19 protein-coding genes and 1 riboswitch are annotated in these 19,108 nt (G+C 38.7%); of the genes, 18 read left to right on the forward strand and 1 reads right to left on the reverse strand.

Features of this window, described 5'->3' with window-relative positions; genetic code table 11:
• The first annotated feature begins 173 nt into the window (after nt 1-173).
• From spoIIAA to PI85_RS12490, 6 genes are all read left to right on the forward strand, one after another.
• The gene (gene spoIIAA, locus PI85_RS12465; protein ID WP_025114066.1) at nt 174-527 is read left to right on the forward strand and encodes an anti-sigma F factor antagonist; all 354 of its coding nucleotides are present in this window, start codon (nt 174-176) and stop codon (nt 525-527) included.
• Complete coding sequence (spoIIAB, locus tag PI85_RS12470; RefSeq protein WP_008174630.1) at nt 520-960, forward strand: anti-sigma F factor; 441 nt, start codon at nt 520-522, stop codon at nt 958-960. The genes spoIIAA and spoIIAB overlap by 8 nt, the downstream gene beginning before the upstream one ends.
• 10 nt (nt 961-970) lie before the next feature.
• Nucleotides 971-1,762: an RNA polymerase sporulation sigma factor SigF gene (gene sigF / locus PI85_RS12475; RefSeq protein WP_025114067.1), complete on the forward strand. Its 792-nt coding sequence runs from the start codon at nt 971-973 to the stop codon at nt 1,760-1,762.
• Between the two features lie 15 nt (nt 1,763-1,777).
• Nucleotides 1,778-3,226 carry a spore germination protein gene (locus tag PI85_RS12480; RefSeq protein WP_036124270.1) on the forward strand — a complete coding sequence of 483 codons (1,449 nt, stop codon included), beginning with the start codon at nt 1,778-1,780 and terminating at the stop codon, nt 3,224-3,226.
• 222 nt (nt 3,227-3,448) lie between these two features.
• On the forward strand, nt 3,449-4,768 hold the full coding sequence (gene lysA, locus PI85_RS12485) for a diaminopimelate decarboxylase (protein WP_036124272.1): 1,320 nt from the start codon (nt 3,449-3,451) through the stop codon (nt 4,766-4,768).
• A 199-nt stretch (nt 4,769-4,967) separates the two neighbouring features.
• The gene (locus PI85_RS12490; protein WP_008174622.1) at nt 4,968-5,339 is read left to right on the forward strand and encodes a GNAT family N-acetyltransferase; all 372 of its coding nucleotides are present in this window, start codon (nt 4,968-4,970) and stop codon (nt 5,337-5,339) included.
• Nucleotides 5,340-5,612: 273 nt separating this feature from the next.
• Here PI85_RS12490 and PI85_RS12495 read toward each other — a convergent pair whose 3' ends face one another.
• On the reverse strand, nt 5,613-6,116 hold the full coding sequence (locus PI85_RS12495) for a DUF309 domain-containing protein (RefSeq protein WP_036124273.1): 504 nt from the start codon (nt 6,114-6,116) through the stop codon (nt 5,613-5,615).
• Between the two features lie 55 nt (nt 6,117-6,171).
• Between PI85_RS12495 and PI85_RS12500 the strand changes: the two genes are divergently transcribed.
• The 12 genes from PI85_RS12500 to PI85_RS12555 all read left to right on the forward strand — a co-directional run bounded on the left by PI85_RS12500 (nt 6,172) and on the right by PI85_RS12555 (nt 19,102).
• A complete protein-coding gene (locus PI85_RS12500) occupies nt 6,172-6,951 on the forward strand; it encodes a segregation/condensation protein A (RefSeq protein ID WP_036124274.1) in 780 nt (259 codons plus the stop codon).
• Complete coding sequence (gene scpB / locus PI85_RS12505) at nt 6,923-7,516, forward strand: SMC-Scp complex subunit ScpB (RefSeq protein WP_036124275.1); 594 nt, start codon at nt 6,923-6,925, stop codon at nt 7,514-7,516. Before PI85_RS12500 ends, scpB begins: the two co-directional genes overlap by 29 nt.
• Before the next feature lie 101 nt (nt 7,517-7,617).
• Nucleotides 7,618-8,664, forward strand: a complete 1,047-nt coding sequence (locus tag PI85_RS12510) for a D-alanyl-D-alanine carboxypeptidase family protein (protein WP_036124276.1) — start codon at nt 7,618-7,620, stop codon at nt 8,662-8,664.
• Nucleotides 8,665-9,002: 338 nt separating this feature from the next.
• A complete protein-coding gene (locus tag PI85_RS12515; protein ID WP_008174614.1) occupies nt 9,003-9,734 on the forward strand; it encodes a pseudouridine synthase in 732 nt (243 codons plus the stop codon).
• Nucleotides 9,735-10,059: 325 nt separating this feature from the next.
• Nucleotides 10,060-10,593 carry a thiol-disulfide oxidoreductase ResA gene (gene resA, locus PI85_RS12520; protein WP_008174612.1) on the forward strand — a complete coding sequence of 178 codons (534 nt, stop codon included), beginning with the start codon at nt 10,060-10,062 and terminating at the stop codon, nt 10,591-10,593.
• A 13-nt stretch (nt 10,594-10,606) separates the two neighbouring features.
• Nucleotides 10,607-12,283, forward strand: a complete 1,677-nt coding sequence (locus PI85_RS12525; protein WP_036124278.1) for a cytochrome c biogenesis protein ResB — start codon at nt 10,607-10,609, stop codon at nt 12,281-12,283.
• The gene (gene ccsB, locus PI85_RS12530) at nt 12,280-13,461 is read left to right on the forward strand and encodes a c-type cytochrome biogenesis protein CcsB (RefSeq protein ID WP_008174608.1); all 1,182 of its coding nucleotides are present in this window, start codon (nt 12,280-12,282) and stop codon (nt 13,459-13,461) included. The genes PI85_RS12525 and ccsB overlap by 4 nt, the downstream gene beginning before the upstream one ends.
• Nucleotides 13,462-13,576: 115 nt before the next feature.
• Nucleotides 13,577-14,293 carry a response regulator transcription factor gene (locus tag PI85_RS12535; RefSeq protein ID WP_004232215.1) on the forward strand — a complete coding sequence of 239 codons (717 nt, stop codon included), beginning with the start codon at nt 13,577-13,579 and terminating at the stop codon, nt 14,291-14,293.
• Nucleotides 14,286-16,061, forward strand: coding sequence for an ATP-binding protein (locus PI85_RS12540; protein ID WP_036124279.1), 1,776 nt, complete (start codon nt 14,286-14,288; stop codon nt 16,059-16,061). Before PI85_RS12535 ends, PI85_RS12540 begins: the two co-directional genes overlap by 8 nt.
• 78 nt (nt 16,062-16,139) lie before the next feature.
• Nucleotides 16,140-16,673, forward strand: coding sequence for an RNA polymerase sigma factor SigX (gene sigX / locus PI85_RS12545; protein WP_036124281.1), 534 nt, complete (start codon nt 16,140-16,142; stop codon nt 16,671-16,673).
• Nucleotides 16,670-17,953, forward strand: coding sequence for a hypothetical protein (locus PI85_RS12550; protein ID WP_036124283.1), 1,284 nt, complete (start codon nt 16,670-16,672; stop codon nt 17,951-17,953). Before sigX ends, PI85_RS12550 begins: the two co-directional genes overlap by 4 nt.
• Nucleotides 17,954-18,106: 153 nt before the next feature.
• Nucleotides 18,107-18,294, forward strand: a riboswitch (FMN riboswitch).
• Between the two features lie 220 nt (nt 18,295-18,514).
• A complete protein-coding gene (locus tag PI85_RS12555) occupies nt 18,515-19,102 on the forward strand; it encodes an ECF transporter S component (RefSeq protein ID WP_036124285.1) in 588 nt (195 codons plus the stop codon).
• Nucleotides 19,103-19,108: the final 6 nt, after the last annotated feature.

The following is a 19,108-nucleotide window of genomic DNA, read 5'->3' on the forward strand; positions in this document are numbered from 1 at the left end:
TGAGATAACAGCAGCTTGTTTAAAACACGTTCACTTATCCCATACTGCACTTAAACCTAAAAAGCTATAAGTATGTCGATTTGACACTATTTCAGAAGACTTTGCACTAGTTCTGTCAGCCGCAAGGAATCAGCGTATTAAATGTGGAATTGCACGAGGAGGAGGCGATGTTCATGCATTTTCAATTAGAAATGGTCACAAGAGAGACAGTCGTTATACGTTTATTTGGGGAGCTCGATCATCATGCAGTAGAGCAAATTCGAGCGAAAATTTCTGCAGCAATTTTCCAAGGCACTGTGACGACCATCATATGGAACTTAGAAGGGCTATCTTTTATGGATAGTTCGGGAGTAGGCTTAGTGCTTGGTCGTATGCGTGAGTTAGAGGCAGTTGCTGGGCGAACTATTTTATTGAATCCATCGCCAACCATGCGGAAAGTTTTTCAATTTTCAGGTTTAGGGCCTTGGATGATGGATGCAACAGAGGAACAAGCGATTGATCGCGTAAGGGGGATTGTAAATGGATAACGAAATGACATTAACTTTTTTAGCACTTAGTGAAAATGAAGCCTTAGCCCGTGTAGCAGTCACTGGCTTTATTGCTCAATTAGACCCAACAATTGATGAGCTATCTGAATTTAAAACAGTCGTCTCAGAAGCAGTTTCCAATGCCATTATTCATGGCTATGAAGAGGATGGCAGAGGTGTTGTTACTGTTCATGCTAAACGTGAAGATGACATTGTAACGGTGTCTGTGATGGATAAAGGGGTAGGCATTGAAGACGTTAGTCAAGCAATGGAGCCGTTATTTACAACAAAAAGTGTAATGGAGCGCTCAGGTATGGGCTTTACGATTATGGACAGCTTTTCTGATCAGCTAACAGTTATGTCCAAGTGGCGTGAAGGAACAACTGTAACATTTACGAAGAAATTTTACACAGTTCGCACAGCGGTCATGTGAGGGTATCATCGTGAAGCCGTTAGAACAGTCGTCCGAAAAGCTTTTGTCTCAGGAGGAAATGCGTGATTTAATAGCACGCGCACAGCAGGGCGATCATGAGGCTCGTAAACGAATGGTAGAAGGTAATACGAGGCTTGTGTGGTCCATTGTTCAACGTTTTACAACGAGAGGTGTTGAGCTCGAGGATTTATTCCAGATAGGCTGCATAGGACTCATGAAATCAGTAGATAAGTTCGATTTATCGTATGATGTTAAATTTTCAACCTATGCAGTACCTATGATTATTGGTGAGATTCAACGATTTTTAAGGGATGATGGCATGGTGAAGGTGAGTCGCTCTATCCGTGAGCTGAACTTTAAAATCCGACATGCTACAGACGAATTTATTAAAAAGAATGAACATCCGCCAACGATACAGGAGCTGGCTCAAGTACTTGGTGTGACAACCGAGGAAATTGTGACAGCATCGGATGCATTAAGAGATCCAGCATCTCTACATGAGCAATTGTATGAAAGTGAAGGAGATTCCATCACATTGATGGATCAAATGAAGGATGAAAAATCTGAGCAGCCATTTGATTATATCCCCCTTAAAGAAGTGCTTACAAGGCTTGAACCGAGAGAACAGTCTATCATTTATTTACGCTATTTTTCAGATTGTACGCAAACTGAAATTGCAAATAGGTTAGGCATTTCACAGGTGCAAGTATCCCGTTTGGAGAAAAAAATTCTTGCTCAATTAAAAAGTTGGATGGCTACAAGCGCAACTGTAGAGCAAGAAGCAATAAAAAAAGACATCTAAGAAAATGGTGACAGCATGACAAATAAATTATTTAGCAACTTAGAAGCAGCCGAAGATTTTCTTAAGGAGCAATTTGGTGACGGCGAATCATTTGACGTTGGGATTAAGCATTTATTTGTCAAAGATTTGCCGGTTCTTTGCGCCTATATTAGTGGACTTGTGGATGGAGAAGCCCTAACACAATTACTTTCAAGTATGCTCCCAGATGAGGACTATGAAATTGATGTGGAGGATGAGAAGGAGTATTTCGAGTCTTATTTTAACTTTCACGGACGTTCAGAGGAAACTGAGCGAAAAGCTTATTTATTAGCCATTTTAAGCGGGCAAGTGACCTTTATTACTAAAAGTGGCTATTGCTACGTTGCCGAGCTTAGAAACTATCCAGGACGTTCCCCTGAGGAGCCCGACAATGAAAAGGTTATACGTGGCTCAAGGGATGGTTTTACAGAAGGAATATCTCAAAATACAGCTTTAATTCGTAGGCGGATTCGCAATAGTAATTTACGTTTCGAGCTACATAAAATATCCAAAATCGGCCAAACCGACGTCGCCATAGCGTATATGAAGGATGTTGCCAATGAAGATATGCTCGAAAAATTACGACAGCGCCTTGACCAGATTAACCACGATGGTTTGACAATGGCTGATAAATCATTAGAAGAATGGCTGTTTAAGCAAAAATTCCATCCAGTTCCGTTTGTCCGTTACACGGAAAGGCCAGATATTGCTGCAGCGCATTTACTGGAAGGGCATATCGCCATAATGGTAGATACTTCACCGTCTGTTATTCTTGTGCCAATTACGATTTTCCATTTACTACAGCATGCGGAGGAATATAGACAGGCACCACTAGTTGGTACATTTGTACGATTTATGCGGTATTTCGGAGCCATTATGGGTTTACTTTTATTACCTTTGTGGTACGTATTTGCAACAAATGAATCATTGCTTCCCGATGCTCTTTCTTTTTTAGGGACTCAGGAGAAATCGCATGTACCCTTATTACTGCAGATACTTATTGCAGATATTGGTATTGAATTTTTGAGGATGGCCGCCATTCATACTCCAACACCACTGTCTACTGCGATGGGCTTGGTTGCGGGGGTAATTATTGGTCAAATTGCGATCGATGTGGGACTGTTTTCAGCAGAGGTTGTCCTCTATACAGCGGTTGCAGCTATTCTCATCTTTATTATCCCGTCCTATGAGCTAAGTATCTCCATAAAAATTTTTAGGTTATTTTTATTGCTTATGGTAGGTATTTGGGGCGTTAATGGTTTATTCATTGGTATATTCTTAGTGTTTACGTATTTATGTTCATTACGACCAATGCAGGCACCTTATTTTTGGCCGCTTGTCCCATTCTTCCCCATGGCGATGCTACGTGTTCTGATTCGTTTCCCGATGACGGCAGATGCATTAAGACCTTATGTAGTCGCTTCCAAACAGCGAAAAAGATCATAGGAGCCGTTGCACTCGTTTTTTTCATGTGATAAAGTTCACATATAGTATTTTGTGATTTTTGCAAAAATTATTTTCATTCAGTAAAAGGGAGGTTTTATACATACGCCTCTTGCAGCTGGATGAAATTAATTTTTGATGGGATATCTCTATTTCCAATGGTAGATCCTATCATATTTCTGTAAAAGTGACAGAATGGAACGAAGTGAAAAGGGAGAGATGCACATGCATTTATATGGAACACAAGCGATTTCTGAAAATGGTCATTTAACAATTGGACAGGTAGACACACTAGAGCTTGCCAAAGAGTACGGTACACCACTTTTTGTGTATGATACTGCACTTATTCGTAAGCGTGCTCGCAGCTTTATCGATACGTTTAAAAAACTAGGCGTAAAAGCAGAAGTAGCTTATGCTTCAAAGGCATTTGCATGTGTAGCTGTGTATCAATTAGCAGCAGAAGAAAACTTATCTTTGGATGTTGTATCAGGTGGAGAATTATTTACAGCTATAAAAGCAGGTTTTCCAGCTGAGCGCATTCATTTCCATGGCAATAATAAAAGCATTTCAGAATTAGAGCTAGCTTTTGACTCCAAAATCGGTTGTATTGTTGTAGATAATTTCTATGAGATTCAGCTTTTAAAAGAAATATCTGAACGTCGTCAACAAAAAATGCGTATATTATTACGTGTTACACCAGGGGTTGAAGCGCATACGCATGATTTCATTACAACAGGTCAAGCTGATTCTAAATTTGGTTTTGACTTAAACAATGGTCAAGCGGATGAGGCATTCCAACAAACATTTAACCATGAATTCTTAGAGTTATTGGGCTTACATTGTCACATTGGCTCACAAATTTTTGACACTGCTGGCTTTGGGTTAGCAGGAGAAAAATTGATTGACAAAATTTCTGACTGGAACAAGGCTCACGGATTTACATGTACTGTGTTAAACTTAGGTGGGGGCTTTGGTATTCGTTATACTGAAGAAGATGCACCGCTTGAACCACAAGTATATGTAGAGGACATGATTACAGTAGTGAAAAACAAAGCAACTGTACTTGGACTAAAAATGCCAGAAATTTGGATTGAACCAGGTCGATCACTTGTCGGTGATGCAGGAACTTCTCTTTATACAATCGGATCACAAAAAACAGTACCAGATGTGCGAAAGTATATTGCTGTAGATGGTGGGATGAGTGATAATATCCGCCCAGCATTATACGACGCTAAGTATGAGGCAATCATTGCAAGTAAAGCGAATGAGCCGAAAAATGAAATGTATACGGTTGCTGGCAAATTATGTGAATCTGGCGATAAATTAATTATTGATGCTAAACTACAAGACGCAACTTCAGGAGATATTTTAGCCATTTTCTGTACAGGGGCATATGGTTATTCTATGGCAAGTAACTATAACCGTGTTCCTAGACCTGCTGTTGTATTTGTAGAGAATGGACAGCATCAATTAGCTATTCGCCGCGAAAGTTATGAAGATATTGTGCAAAACGATCTCCCGCTAACTTTAAAAAAGGGTGAGTAAATTTGAGAAAGAATAAATGGGTATTACTAGCATCCATTTCAACTTTTATTGTGTTGTGGGGCATTGTCTATTGGGTGTTGGCGTCTAAAGGAATTCTCGGACCTGGTTCGTAAGACAGAAATTGGCTTGCGGTAAAAGTACAAATCGTGTAGGATAGTCAAAGATTATGTACAGCTAGAAAAAGAGGGAATAGACAAATATGTTAATTCGATATAAAAAAGCTTTAGAGAAAATAGCAATGGGGCTACTTTCGTTTATGCCGAACGAAAAAGACGTGAAAAAGCTTACCGAGACCATCCACTCCTATGAAAATGATGATAATTGGGTTTTATACTTATGGAAAAAAAATGATGAATATGTTGGCATTGTTGGGCTTGTAACAGATGAGAATAACACTGCTACGATCCAACATGTATCTGTTGTGCCTTCCTATAGAGGCGAGGGTGTTGCGAAGGAAATGCTTCAGGAAATAGGAGAGCTAGGCCAATATGAAAATGTACGTGCGACAGATGAAACACGTCAATTAGTTCAAAAATGTATCAATTGCATCGATAAAAAAGCAGACGAGTAACATCGTCTGCACATACTGTTGACAAAAACCATCGAGAGTGAACTCTTATCGATGGTTTTTGTCGTTCTATATGTGGTCAATTACTAATTGACCACGTTCATTCACTACTCAGCTATTATTGGTTAGCATCGCCAAAGTTAAGTTGAATGGAACAAAGGCCGGCGACACCTGCGGGAAAAATCGAAGAAATTAAGATTCTGGTCAGAGTGGAGCTAGGGAAGCGATGATACCAGCTCATTTCCACAGGCCAAAAGCGTCTGCCTATAGTGGAAATTAACGTTTACTTTTTCTTTGTTTGCTTTCTTGTCGCTCTGCAAGTATATGTGAGCGATCCCTTAGCATATGCTTATGAAGAAGATAGTTTGAGTTACTAGGTGGCATAATTTCTATACGCGCTAGTGCTAATTCCAGCAACTCGGGTGAAAGGGGAAGCTGGAATGCATGGAAGGACTTGCCTGCTTGGATTGCGGCGAGACAATTTTTTAATTCTGTCAGGAGTTGATAATAACTAATTTCATGGAAAAATATATGACCTTCATTTTGTTGAAAATTATGAAGTGCTTTTTCTAAAATTCGTATAGCGCCAGTATCATTACCACGCCGCCAATGGTATAAGCCTGTTGCGAGCTGTACATAGCCAACTAATGGGTGCATTTTATCACCAGGCGCGATTTCCTTCCAATATTCCTCAAGCACTTCATGGCATTCAAAAAAATCCTGATTGCCATTAAAATAAGCGCAGTATTCGATAAATAAAGTATGATGCTGTGGATGCATTTTGAACTCCTTTCCACTATACTATAAGAACATAGAATCTCAGGGTGGTAAAATAATGTCTTATGAAGTAAAATTAGATGCCTTTTCAGGGCCTCTTGATCTATTATTGCATTTAATTCACAGGTTGGAAATTGATATCTATGATATCCCAATGGCTGAAATTACACAACAATATATCGACCATATACATGCCATGCAAGTATTGGAATTAAATGAAGCAAGTGAATATTTAGTAATGGCCGCAACACTGCTGGCGATTAAAAGCCGTATGCTATTACCTATTCATGAGGGTGAAATGGATGATGCCGAATTGGAAGTAGATGGCCCAGACCCGCGTGAAGAGCTGGTGCAGCGATTAATCGAGTATAAGAAATACAAGGAAGCTGCTAGCAATCTGCAAGAACTTGAAACAGATCGAGCGCAAGTATTTACAAGGCCGCCAGCTGATTTAACAGGTTTAGCATCAGATGAACAAATGGCTTTGTTTGATTTGAATGTAAATATTTATGATATGCTTGGAGCATTTCAAAAATTGATGCGTCGAAAGAAATTAAAGAAGCCTCTAAAAACGACAGTAACGAGGCAAGAACGGTCAGTGAAGGATCAAATGCGTTCGGTTGTAGATACTTTACGATCAACAGGTGGACGTGCATCATTTTTCGAGCTTTTTCCCTATGAAGATAAGCCGACACTTATTTTGACGTTTGTATCCCTTCTTGAATTGATGAAACGTCAAGTCGTCATCGTAGAGCAAGATGGTAACTTTGAAGAATTAATGGTTACCCTACAGAAGGAGGAATGGGAAGATGACGAAAACATTGATGTTACAGAGTAGAATTGAAGCCTTATTGTTCGTTGTCGGAGATGATGGCTTAACGATTAAACAACTTTCTCAGCTGTTAGGTGAACAAGATGAGATTATTATACAGGCAATGGATGCCTTGCGAAAAGTCTATGATGAAGATTTAGCTAGAGGAATAACTGTGAAAGAAATGGCAGGCGTTTTTCAGCTTATTACAAAATCCGATTTAGCAGATACTATTCAAAGATTAGTAGAAAACCCTACTGCACAATCATTATCCCAAGCCTCTCTTGAGGTATTAGCAATTGTAGCGTATAAACAGCCAATTACTAGGGTAGCTATAGAAGATTTACGAGGTGTTAAATGCGAAAGACCTATTCAGACTTTAGTGTCTAGAGGGTTGATTAAAGAGGTAGGACGTTCAGAGGGAACTGGACGTGCTATCCTATATGGAACAACTAAAGAATTTTTACATTATTTTGGTTTAAACAGTGTAGAGGAAATGCCACCTCTTCCTGAGGAAGAGTTTGCAGAAAATGAACAAGAAACCGATTTATTTATGACTAAATTCCAAGAAGCGTTTAATGGTGCAAAGTAATGTATAGGAATAAAGCATAACGACCAACATAAATATAAATCTATACTTTCCTATCATATTGAATAAGGAGTGGCTCGTTGCTTCGGTTATTTCGATTAATAATGTTGATGATCATTGTGTTAATGGTAATACTTCCGCAAACAAGCTTTGCGAGAGGTGGAAGTGGCTACGCGGTTTTAGATGGAGATACAGGTCGCGTATTAATAGGTTCAAATAGTAATGAACGGCTACCAATTGCTAGCTTAACGAAGATTTGGACGGCCCTTGTGGCCATCGAAAATAGTGATTTGCAAGAGGAAGTTGTCATTTCACCTAAGGCTGCCATGGCTGAAGGGAGTTCCATTTATTTGCAGGCAGGCGAAACGGTGACCGTAGAAACGTTATTATATGGTTTAATGCTGCGTTCAGGCAATGATGCTGCGACTGCTTTGGCAGAGCATGTAGGTGGTTCTGTAGAAGGCTTTGTTAAATTAATGAATGAAAGAGCTGTTATTGCGGGTCTTACCAATACGGTTTTTATGAACCCCTCTGGCCTACATCATGAAGAGCACTTATCTTCTGCAAGGGATACAGCCGAGATGCTAAGAGTTGCCTTGCAAAACAAAACATTTGAAAAAATCGCTTCCACGGTTCTTTATCGAGCGAATACGGCGAACGGCATGCTATGGGAAAATAAGCATCGACTATTAAGAGAAGGCTCAGGAATGGCAGCAGAAATTGATGATGAGACAGAGCAACCTGTGAGTTCGTTAAAATCTGCTACTGGTGTTGCTTACGCAGGTAAAACAGGTTTTACAAAGGTAGCTGGTCGTACGCTTGCAACAGCCTTTCAAAAGGACGGGCAAACCTGCATAGTTGTCACGTTAAATGTATCGGATGATTGGAATGTTCATCGTAGCTTTTCCAATCAAGTGTGGACAGATTATGATCTTGAAACAGTGGTGAAGAAGGGTAAATACAACGTGAATAAAAAGTTGGCTATTCGATTAGAGGAGCCAGTTCGCCTGCAGTTAAATAAAGAGGAAAAAGCGCAAGTGCGGCAAGTTTTACATGTTTCAAGAAAGCGTCAGGAAGCTGTCTTATCCATCTTTCTAGGCGAAGAACGTATTTATGCAATACCAGTAAAAGTTGAATCAGCGGATCGTTGAAAAACGATTGGCTGATTTTTTTGTTCTACAAAAATCTCCTCTATATCGGAGTGCAAACAGGAAATATAAACATTTTTTTAAAACGATTTGCTTTTTGGTAAAAAGAGTATACTACTAGCATGGTGCAAAGAAAATTCTATACCTAATAGTGATCAATGCGCTAATGAAAAAGTATTACGAATACTCCAACAATGAATGTGAAATTTGTTTTTCTTTAATATTACGCTAAAGTATGACATAATTTTCACAGATTAGCGGGAAAATTAACCCTATTCAATTGAACGAGAAATCAATTTTCGACGAAATTGTTAATGTGAAAGAAAACTAGAGGTGAAGAAATGGAAAGATTACAGAAAGTCATTGCCTATGCGGGGATTGCTTCAAGGCGAAAAGCAGAGCAATTGATACTAGAAGGTAAAGTTAAAGTGAACGGTAAAGTTATCCGTGAATTAGGAACAAAGGTGTCTAACTCAGATACAATTGAAGTGGAAGGCGTAAAGCTTGAAAAAGAAGATAAAGTTTATTTCTTACTGTATAAACCACGCGGAACAATTTCGGCCGTGACGGATGATAAAGGACGCAAAACTGTCACAGATTTATTTCATCATATTCCGCAACGTATTTTCCCAGTTGGTCGTCTTGATTACGATACATCTGGATTATTGCTATTAACAAATGATGGAGAATTTTCCTATATGTTGACGCATCCGAAATTTAAAATTGACAAAACGTATATCGCTCGTGTCAAAGGTATTCCAACAATTGAAGGTCTAAAAAAGCTTCAACGTGGTATTAAATTAGAGGATGGCAAAACTGCACCTGCCAAAGTAAGTATGACGTCCTTTGACGAAAAAGCGGGCAAGGCAATTTGCGAAATTACAATTCATGAAGGCCGTAATCGCCAAGTTCGACGTATGTTTGAAGCAATTGGTACACCTGTTGTCAAATTAAAACGTGAACGATTTGCCTTTTTAGATTTATTTGGCCTTGCACCAGGTGAGTTCCGTGAATTGTCGAAGCACGAAGTCAAGCAATTACGTGTGTTAGCAGAGACAGGGAAACTGGATTAAATAACTTGCCAGAAGAAAGTGATAGTACCTTAAAAGGTAATAAAAACTATTTTCACTTTCTTTTTGGTGAAATCGTTCATAAATCATTCATAATTAATAGCTAAGTGTTTTTGTATCATTTTGCTATAATAGGTGAGAATAGTACACCTAGTTACATTTTAGCCAGAAGAACTTCGTACATCGTTAACGTACAATTTTCATAGATGTTTGTACATACGTAAAGACGTTTATAAAATGAAAAAGTTCTAGCTAAAGTCTTTATAATGTAAAAGCTTCATGTCTACAATGTTTACGCAAAGTCGTAAATGATAGGGGGTTTATTAACTTGGAGAAAAAGAAAAAGCGTCTCGTACTACGGACTGTCATTTTAGCAGTATTAGCATTGGCAATCGGGTACACGGTATATGGAACAGCAACAAAGGAAAAAGTAGAGTTAGTAGCAGTTGGCTCAGAAGCACCTGACTTCACGTTAGTAGATTTAAACGGTGAAAAACATAAATTGTCGGATTATAAAGGACAAGGGGTATTTTTAAATTTCTGGGGAACTTGGTGTAAGCCGTGTGAAAAGGAAATGCCTGCGATGGACAGACAGTATCAAATATTTAAAGATCAAGGTGTACAAACTTTAGCGGTCAATATCGCTCAAACAGATTTTGAAGTTCAGAATTTTGTTGATCGATATAAATTGTCTTTCCCAGTTGTCATTGATAAAACAAAAAGTGTTATGACTGCTTATAACGTAGGTCAATTACCTGCTACAGTGTTAATTGATCCAGAAGGAAAAGTGGCAAAAATTATTACTGGTGAAATGACAGATGCAAATATTGCTTCGTACATGGAATTAGTAAAGCCGAAATAAGGAGTAAATGACGATGGAAAAAATCATTTGTGCTTGTGGTCATAGTAACCCTTACGGCACGAAGCTCTGTGAGAAATGTGGTCGTCCTTTAACGGAAGAAGAGAAGCAAAATAAAGTTGTCGATATGCGCTATGACGGTACTGCCATTCGTTCTAAGACTTATAATAAATCGGTTATCGACAAAATTTGGAATTTCTTCTCGAGTGTTAAAGTTGGTATATCTTTAATTATTATCACATTAATTGCTGCTTCAATCGGAACATTACTACCACAAGAGTTTTACGTAAAAGCCTCTGATATAGAGAAGGGAGCTTATTACGCTGACGTATATGGTACGTTCGGTAAAATTTATTACACGCTAGGACTCTCAGATTTATATAGTTCATGGTGGTTCCAAATTTTGGTTGGCATGTTAGCTGTGTCAATTATTGTAGCCAGTCTGGACCGAGGAATCCCGCTCTATAAATCTCTAAAGAATCAACGTGTTAAAAGACATGAAAGCTTTATGAAGCGTCAACGCATTTTTGGTGAGGGTCAAATAACGGCTGACGCTGAGGAAACGCTTGATAAAGTGGCTCAAAAGATGACTGAAATGAGATATTCTGTCCGTCGAGATGGTAGCGCTCTCTTAGCTGAAAAAGGTCGCTTTTCTCGTTACGGTCCGTACATAAACCATGTTGGGCTCATTATCTTCATAAGTGGGGTTATGTTACGTCTTGTACCAGGCTTCTATGTGGATGAGTCGATATGGGTCCGCGAGGGAGAAACACGTGCTATTACTGGCATGGACGGTTATTTCATTGAAAACAGAGATTTTATTTTAGAAACTCATGATAATGAACCCCAAGGAGAGCAAGTAAAGCAAAATGTTAATGTGGTTGCAAAAAACTTCCAAACTGACATTACGCTTTACAAACAGCCTAAAGATGCAATCCCGGGTGATACGGAAAATCTGGAAAAAGTTAAAGATTATTCGATTCGTGTCAATCACCCATTAAAAGAAGATGGCTATGCTCTTTATCAAATGGATTATCGTCTGAATGAATTAAAGCAAATGAATTTTGAATTAATTAATAAGGCGAGTGAAAAATCACTTGGTAAAGTGGAAATTGATTTAACAAATCCTAAAAAAGAATATGATTTAGGTAATGGTTCTTCCGTGCAAATTCTAGTCTATACACCAGATTTTGATGGCTTTGAAAATGGGGAACCTCAAACAAAAACATCGATTCCAAATAATCCAGCATTTTTATTTAAAATGACTACGCCAGAAACACCAGAAGGCGAAGTAAGTTTTGTGGAAATTATGCAGCCACCACTAGAACCGCTGGGTGAAAATCAGTACAGAATGAAATTTGCTGCAGCAGAGATGCGTGATATGTCTGGTATTACGGTTCGTAAAGATAGTACAATTCCTATCTTATTTGTTGGTGGCGTTATCTTTATGATTGGTGTCGTAATTGGATCTTACTGGAATCACCGTCGTTTATGGCTTCAAGTTGAGCCGGATGGCCGTGTTTTAATGGCGGCCCATGTTAATAAAAATATGTTCAGCATGAAAAAGGATTTAGATGCTGTTACAGCATTTGCAGCATTGCCTCCATACAAAGATCAGTTAGAGAAAGAAGAGGCTGGCGAAGAGTCCACGAATGGTGGCATTAAAGAAAAGGAAGGTGACAACACCTTATGAGTTTGATTGACATAAGTGGAAACCTGTTATTTGTAGCTTTTATTGCTTATTTAGTTGCGACGTTATTATTTGGTGGTTCCATTAAACAAGCGAATGCTACAGGTAAAAACACTGGTAAATGGGGTAAGCTTGCCATTGTGGTAACAATTATTGGATTTGTATCACAGCTTGCCTACTTTATTACACGATGGATTTATACTGGACATGCGCCAGTAAGTAATATGTTTGAATTTACAACTGCCTTTGGTATGTTCATTGTTGGTGCGTTTATTTTAATTTACTTTATTTATCGTTTATCTGCACTTGGATTAGTAGCATTACCAGTAGCACTTTTAATTATCGCTTATGCTTCAATGTTCCCGAAAGAAGTAAGTCCATTAGTGCCCTCATTACAAAGCCATTGGTTAACAATTCACGTGATTACAGCGGCATTAGGGCAATCTATTTTAGCGATCAGTGCTGTGGCTGGACTTATTTACTTATTAAAGGTTGTAGATTTAACGAAGCCTTCTAAACAACGATTTTGGTTAGAAGCCGTTATGTACTGTCTTGTAGTAGTTGTAGGGTTTGTTGCTGTGACTTCTACATTCAGTGCAATGGATTATGAATCTAGCTACAATTATGTGGACAAAGAAGGAACTACGCGTAAAATTATTTACAATTTACCACCAGTTTTCGGTATGAATGAGTATGAGGCAGTTGAAGAGCATGGCATGTCACCAATTGTAGAAATGCCAGCATTAATTAATGCGAAGAAACTAACAACTGTCTTTTGGTCATTATTAGTAGGGTCAGTATTGTATTTATTAATTCGCTTAATTGCACGTCGTCGAATAAGCGCTATTTTCCAGCCACTTGTGAAGCGTGTTAATTTACAATTACTTGATGAAATTGGCTATCGTTCAGTGCTAATTGGTTTCCCTGTATTCTCCCTAGGTGCTTTAATCTTTGCGATGATTTGGGCGCAAATTGCTTGGAGTCGCTTCTGGGGATGGGATCCTAAGGAAGTATGGGCTCTTATTACATGGTTATTCTATGCGGCATTCCTACATTTACGTTTATCAAAAGGCTGGGAAGGTCAAAAATCTGCTTGGTTAGCATTAATTGGTTTCGGTATTATATTATTTAACCTAATTGCTGTTAACTTAATTCTTGCAGGTTTACACTCCTACGCATAACCTGTGAAACAACAAGCCTTTTCGCTCTAGCGAAGAGGCTTTCTTTTCTTTTCAATATGTGTCACACCATGTACAATAGAAGTTAGAGAAAGATTGGAAGAGAGGGATCGTGAAAGTGTCAGAAAATATTTCAGTATTAGTAGTAGATGACGAGGATCGAATTCGCCGCTTATTAAAAATGTATCTGGAGCGAGAAGGATACCTTGTTGACGAGGCAGAAAATGGTGAACAAGCGATCGAAAAATCTTTAGAAAAAGAATATCACTGTATTTTACTTGATATTATGATGCCTGAAAAAGATGGGCTAGAAGTGTGTGCAGAAATTCGTGAACGCGCTGCAACTCCTATTATTTTATTAACTGCTAAAGGTGAGGAAGCTAATCGAGTTCAAGGCTTCGAGCTAGGAGCAGATGATTATATTGTAAAACCATTTAGTCCTCGTGAGGTAGTGTTACGTGTGAAGGCCATTTTACGTCGTTCACAGGCATTCTCACCAACGACCAATGCATCCTCTTCAAAAGATTTAGTGGTGTTCCAGCATTTGATGATCGATCATGATGCACACCGTGTAACAGCAGAGGGCATTGAGGTGAATTTAACACCAAAAGAGTATGAATTACTTTACTTCTTAGCGAAATCGCCAGACAAAGTATTTGACCGTGAACAACTACTAAAAGAGGTTTGGCATTACGATTTCTTTGGTGATTTACGTACAGTTGACACACACGTAAAACGTTTACGTGAAAAGCTCAACCGTGTTTCTGAAAACGCTGCTAAAATGATCGTGACGGTTTGGGGCGTTGGTTACAAATTTGAGGTTGTCAATGAATAGAATATGGAATAGTGTTGTCGGGAAGCTATGGGTAACCATATTGCTTCTCGTTTCATTTGTATTATTTGTTTTCACGGTATTAATGCTTGAATTTCTTCAAAACTACCATATGCAGCAAGCAGAAATATCTTTACGTCAAACTGCTGCCACTGTGGCAAGTATAGTGGATGACAATGAAACCGCTGAATCGACTTCGGAATTATTAAAAGATATTTTACCTAAAGGCACCAATGCACTCATCGCAATCAGCCATGTAGAGGTATCCTTTGCCATGCAAGAAGGACTCAATAAAAAGGAAATTCAAGATACTATTTTGGCAAATAAATCTTTCCGTGAGGTTTTTCAATCAGATGAACCAATTACTAAAGAAATGATGATGCCCTCCTCTACTGATCAAGAGAAAATGGAATCTTACGTTGTGCTTGGTTTCCCATTAAATGTAGAAAATGCTGTACATGGAGCAGTTTTCATCTATCAAAGCCCCGATGCCCTACATAAAACGTCCAAGGAAACGACGAAAATTGTCTTTTTGGCAGCTTTCATAGCATTTGTCTTGACTACATTTTTTGCGTTCTTCTTGTCTTCACGTATTACATCTCCACTAAGAAAAATGCGTGAGCTGGCATTTGAAATTGCAAAAGGGAATTTTGAAGCGAAAATGCCTACGACTCAAAATGATGAAATTGGACAGCTGGCAGTTGCCTTCAATCAAATGGGTCGTCAATTAAAGCATAATTTAGAGGTCATCAATCAAGAGAATGAACAGCTATCCAATATTTTGACATCTATGACAGATGCAGTGATCACATTTAATCGCGACCGTACAATATTATTAAGTAATCCACCAGCGGAACGTCTGATGCAAAAATGGTTTGTAAACAAAGGCTCACAAAGTGCGAAGCCAATACCGCCAGAGCTGTATCATATGCTGGATCATGTACTCATGTTTGAGGATAAGCTAGAAGAGGAAATTGAAATGGATGGTAATTACTATACGTTTACAATTAGTCCTCTTTATAGTGGAGAAATCATTCGTGGTGCAGTCGCTGTTATTCGTGATATGACTGAACAACACCGCCTAGAAAAACTTCGATCCGATTTTATTGCGAACGTCTCTCATGAATTGCGGACGCCAATCGCCATGCTACAAGGCTATTCTGAAGCTTTGATGGATGATGATTTTATTCAAGATCAGGAAGAACGTAATGAAATAACAAAAATTATTTATGATGAATCCAAACGAATGGGTCGCCTTGTCACGGATTTATTAGATTTAGCACGCATGGAATCGGGGCATATGACACTCTATAAAGATGAATTACCAATTAATTCTACATTCGAGCGTATTACCCAAAAATTTGCACAGGTTGCAAAAGAAAAGCATATTCGTCTACTATTTGATAGTGAATTTAATGACGATGCACTGATTAATATAGATGAGGATCGGATCGAGCAAGTACTCACAAATTTAGTCGACAATGCACTAAGACATACGGATGAGGGATCTGTCACAGTAAAAGTGGAGCAGGAGCCAACATTCGCTAAAATTTCTGTTCAAGATACAGGACATGGTATTCCTCAAGATGATTTACCTTATGTCTTTGAACGCTTTTATAAAGCAGATAAGGCACGTACTCGATCTAAGGGTGGTACGGGACTTGGCTTAGCCATTGCACGAAATATTATAAAAGCACACTCAGGAAATATTATGGTAGATAGTGTGCTTAAGGAAGGTACTACCTTCACATTTTATTTACCGTTCGATTAATAACGTGGTTTGTTATTAATTGACTGTAACTTCTGCGAATGTAAGACGACAAATAATATAGAACGGGGGTGGAGTGCATTGAATGACTCCGTGTTCCATCGACTATACGATGCCTATCATCAAGACGTGTTCCAGTTTCTAATCTATCTAGTAAAAAACCGTACACTTGCTGAAGATTTAGCGCATGAAGTGTATGTAAGAGTATTGCGCTCATACGATCAATTTGCAGGCAATAGTAGTGAGAAAACATGGCTTTTTGCAATAGCCAAAAATGTTGCGATTGATCATTTTAGAAAGCAAGCAGTGCGTCAGAAGCATTCGCTTGATTTCTTTGACTGGGAAACGGAACAACTCCATTCAAACACACCATCACCGGAGGAAATGCTACAGGCCAGTGATGAATTTATGCAAGTAGAGTCAGCATTAGAAAACTGTACTGGCGATCAAAAAATGGTCATTATTATGCGCTATTTCCAGGATTTATCGATTGCAGAAACGGCGCAAATACTTGATTGGACAGAAGCGAAGGTAAAAACAACCCAGCATCGAGCCATTAAATTTTTAAGGCAACAGCTACAGCCGATCAGAGAACAGGAGGCGAAACGGCAATGACACATAAGCCATTTGATGATGAGCAGCTTGAACATGTACTGAACAATGCCCCTAAGCTTTCTGACCACCGTTCGAAAGAAGATATATTAAATCGGTTAATGGCAGATGCTCGCTTGCAAGATAATATACACCTTCAAGAAACTATGCAAGAACCTATAGAAGATGAACCATCTCAACAGGAAGATGCTACCATTAAAAAGCCTACGACGAGATCAAAAGTACGTAATATGCAGATTTATATGAGTGTAGCCGCAGTCTTTGTGCTAACAATACTAGTTGGCACAATATTGAAGAACAATCAAGGTGAGCAAAAAGATCAAGCGAGTATGCCTGAAACGGCTCAGTTTTCGACGATGCAAGAGGATTCAGCAGCAAAGGAAGCGGCCACGCAGGATGAAATGCTGGATTCCAAAAGTATTGTTGCGGAACATGAGCGCATTTTATCTTTACGTACATCTGTCTATGAGGAGGATGTAAAAGATGCTGTCGTATTTCGTATTGGTTTGGCAGGGCGTGATGCGGAAAGTGTTCCTATGACGTATGTGATTCCAAATGAACGTGTGGCTACTGATTTTGGAGAAGAGAAGCCTTCTACCTTACGGATATATGAAAAGTATGCTCCTCAAATTGACGAGGAGGCTAAAGGGTTTACAGAGTATCATCCTTATAAAGGTGAGCTGAAGGAAAAGGATGATAAGCTTATCCATGTCTTGCCAAAGGGGAATGACTATGATGTTGCCTCTGCTGCAGTAAATGAATATAAAGGCACAATGGAAGACACATTCTCAGACTCTGAATACACCGAAGTGGAAATCCAAAATGAAGATGGAACCCCGTATGAGTTTTCTCAAGAAGGTGAGCCAAGTCAAGGAATGTCCTTAACGAATGCAAAGCACTATAATTATTACTTGTACCATGATTCCAATGGTGCAGAATATTTATCACCAGATTTCCGTCAATCTTTTGAGACAGTCACAGAGGCACTTACACTGATGAAAAATAAAAATGATGATGTCTATACATCGGTAGTGCCTGAAAATGTAACATACACAGTCACTGAACAAGCGGAAGGTGTAGTTGTGACTTTTGATATTCCGCTTGATTTAACATCTATGGAACCAATACGAGCTACTCAATTAATTGAGGCCATGATGTTAACAGCTGCTAGCTTTAATCAACAGCTCCTTTTAGATAATGTTGTGCAAGAAAGCTGGGAAGGCTTTGATTTAAAGGGTTATTTACCAAAGCCAGTGGGACCGAATAAACAGTTTTTACCATAGTCGAAGGAAGAAAAAACAAGAGAGGCATTCCTGCATGGCGGGAGTGCCTTTTCTATTTATAAAACATAGCAATTTAATCGGATTTTTTTGAGCAGAACTATTTACTTTTACTTCGTAATTCATTATAGTAAAGCTGTAGAATAAAATAATATGATTCATCTTCGGGGCAGGGTGAAAATCCCGACCGGCGGTAATAGAGTCATAAATCGCTAATGAATATATTCATTAGCTCGCTTGATTTATGTTAAACTCTTCAGCCCGCGACCTGTGCGAATTTTCGCATGGCTGACTTGGTGAAATTCCAAGGCCGACAGTTAAAGTCTGGATGGGAGAAGATGGAGGTACGATCGTCATTCATTGTCATGAAATGAACTATGACCGAGCGCTTTTTTTGTATGGTTTATTAAACAGTGCTCAAAAATTAGTTGATGAGGACGCTTATTCGTTATGCCTTTCTCCCTTATGCTTTATTAAACGCATAAGGGTTTTTTCATGAAACAATTGAAAGATCGTCACCTTTCTTCTTGCGAGATTGAATCAGCAAAGAGGAGAGAGTTTTCTATGAAGAAAAATGTCAAACTTCAATCGTTTATTACGATTGGCATGCTGAGCAGTATTTCATTTTTATTAATGCTTTTTAATTTCCCGATTCCGCCATTCCCAGCATTTTTGGAAGTGGACTTCAGTGATATGCCTGCCTTACTTGCGGCAATCACAATGGGACCTGTAGCTGGTATTTTAGTAGAATTGTTTAAAAATGTGTTGGATTGGATTTTCTCAGGCACTCCAACAGGCGTTCCTGTAGGGCATATGGCTAATTTTGTAACAGGTATTTTATTCATCTTGCCAGTAAGCTTTATTTTTAATCGCTTTAAAACAATCGCTGGCCTTGTTGGAGGTTTAGCAATGGGAACAATTGTGATGGCAGTAGGAATGAGTGTTTTAAACTATGCTGTATTTTTACCAATGTACACTTACTTCTTAGGAATGGAGCCTGTTGTAGGTGATTCACTTTATAAAATGATTATCGCTGGTATTTTACCATTTAATATTGTCAAAGGGATTTTATTAACGGGTATTATGGCGTTATTATTTACGACAATGCGTAAATGGATTGACCGCCAGCGTTCTATGTATATAACAAAATAAAATGTA

The sequence above is a fragment of the Lysinibacillus sp. A1 genome (genome assembly GCF_000801965.1).
In the GTDB taxonomy this organism is placed as follows: domain Bacteria; phylum Bacillota; class Bacilli; order Bacillales_A; family Planococcaceae; genus Lysinibacillus; species Lysinibacillus fusiformis.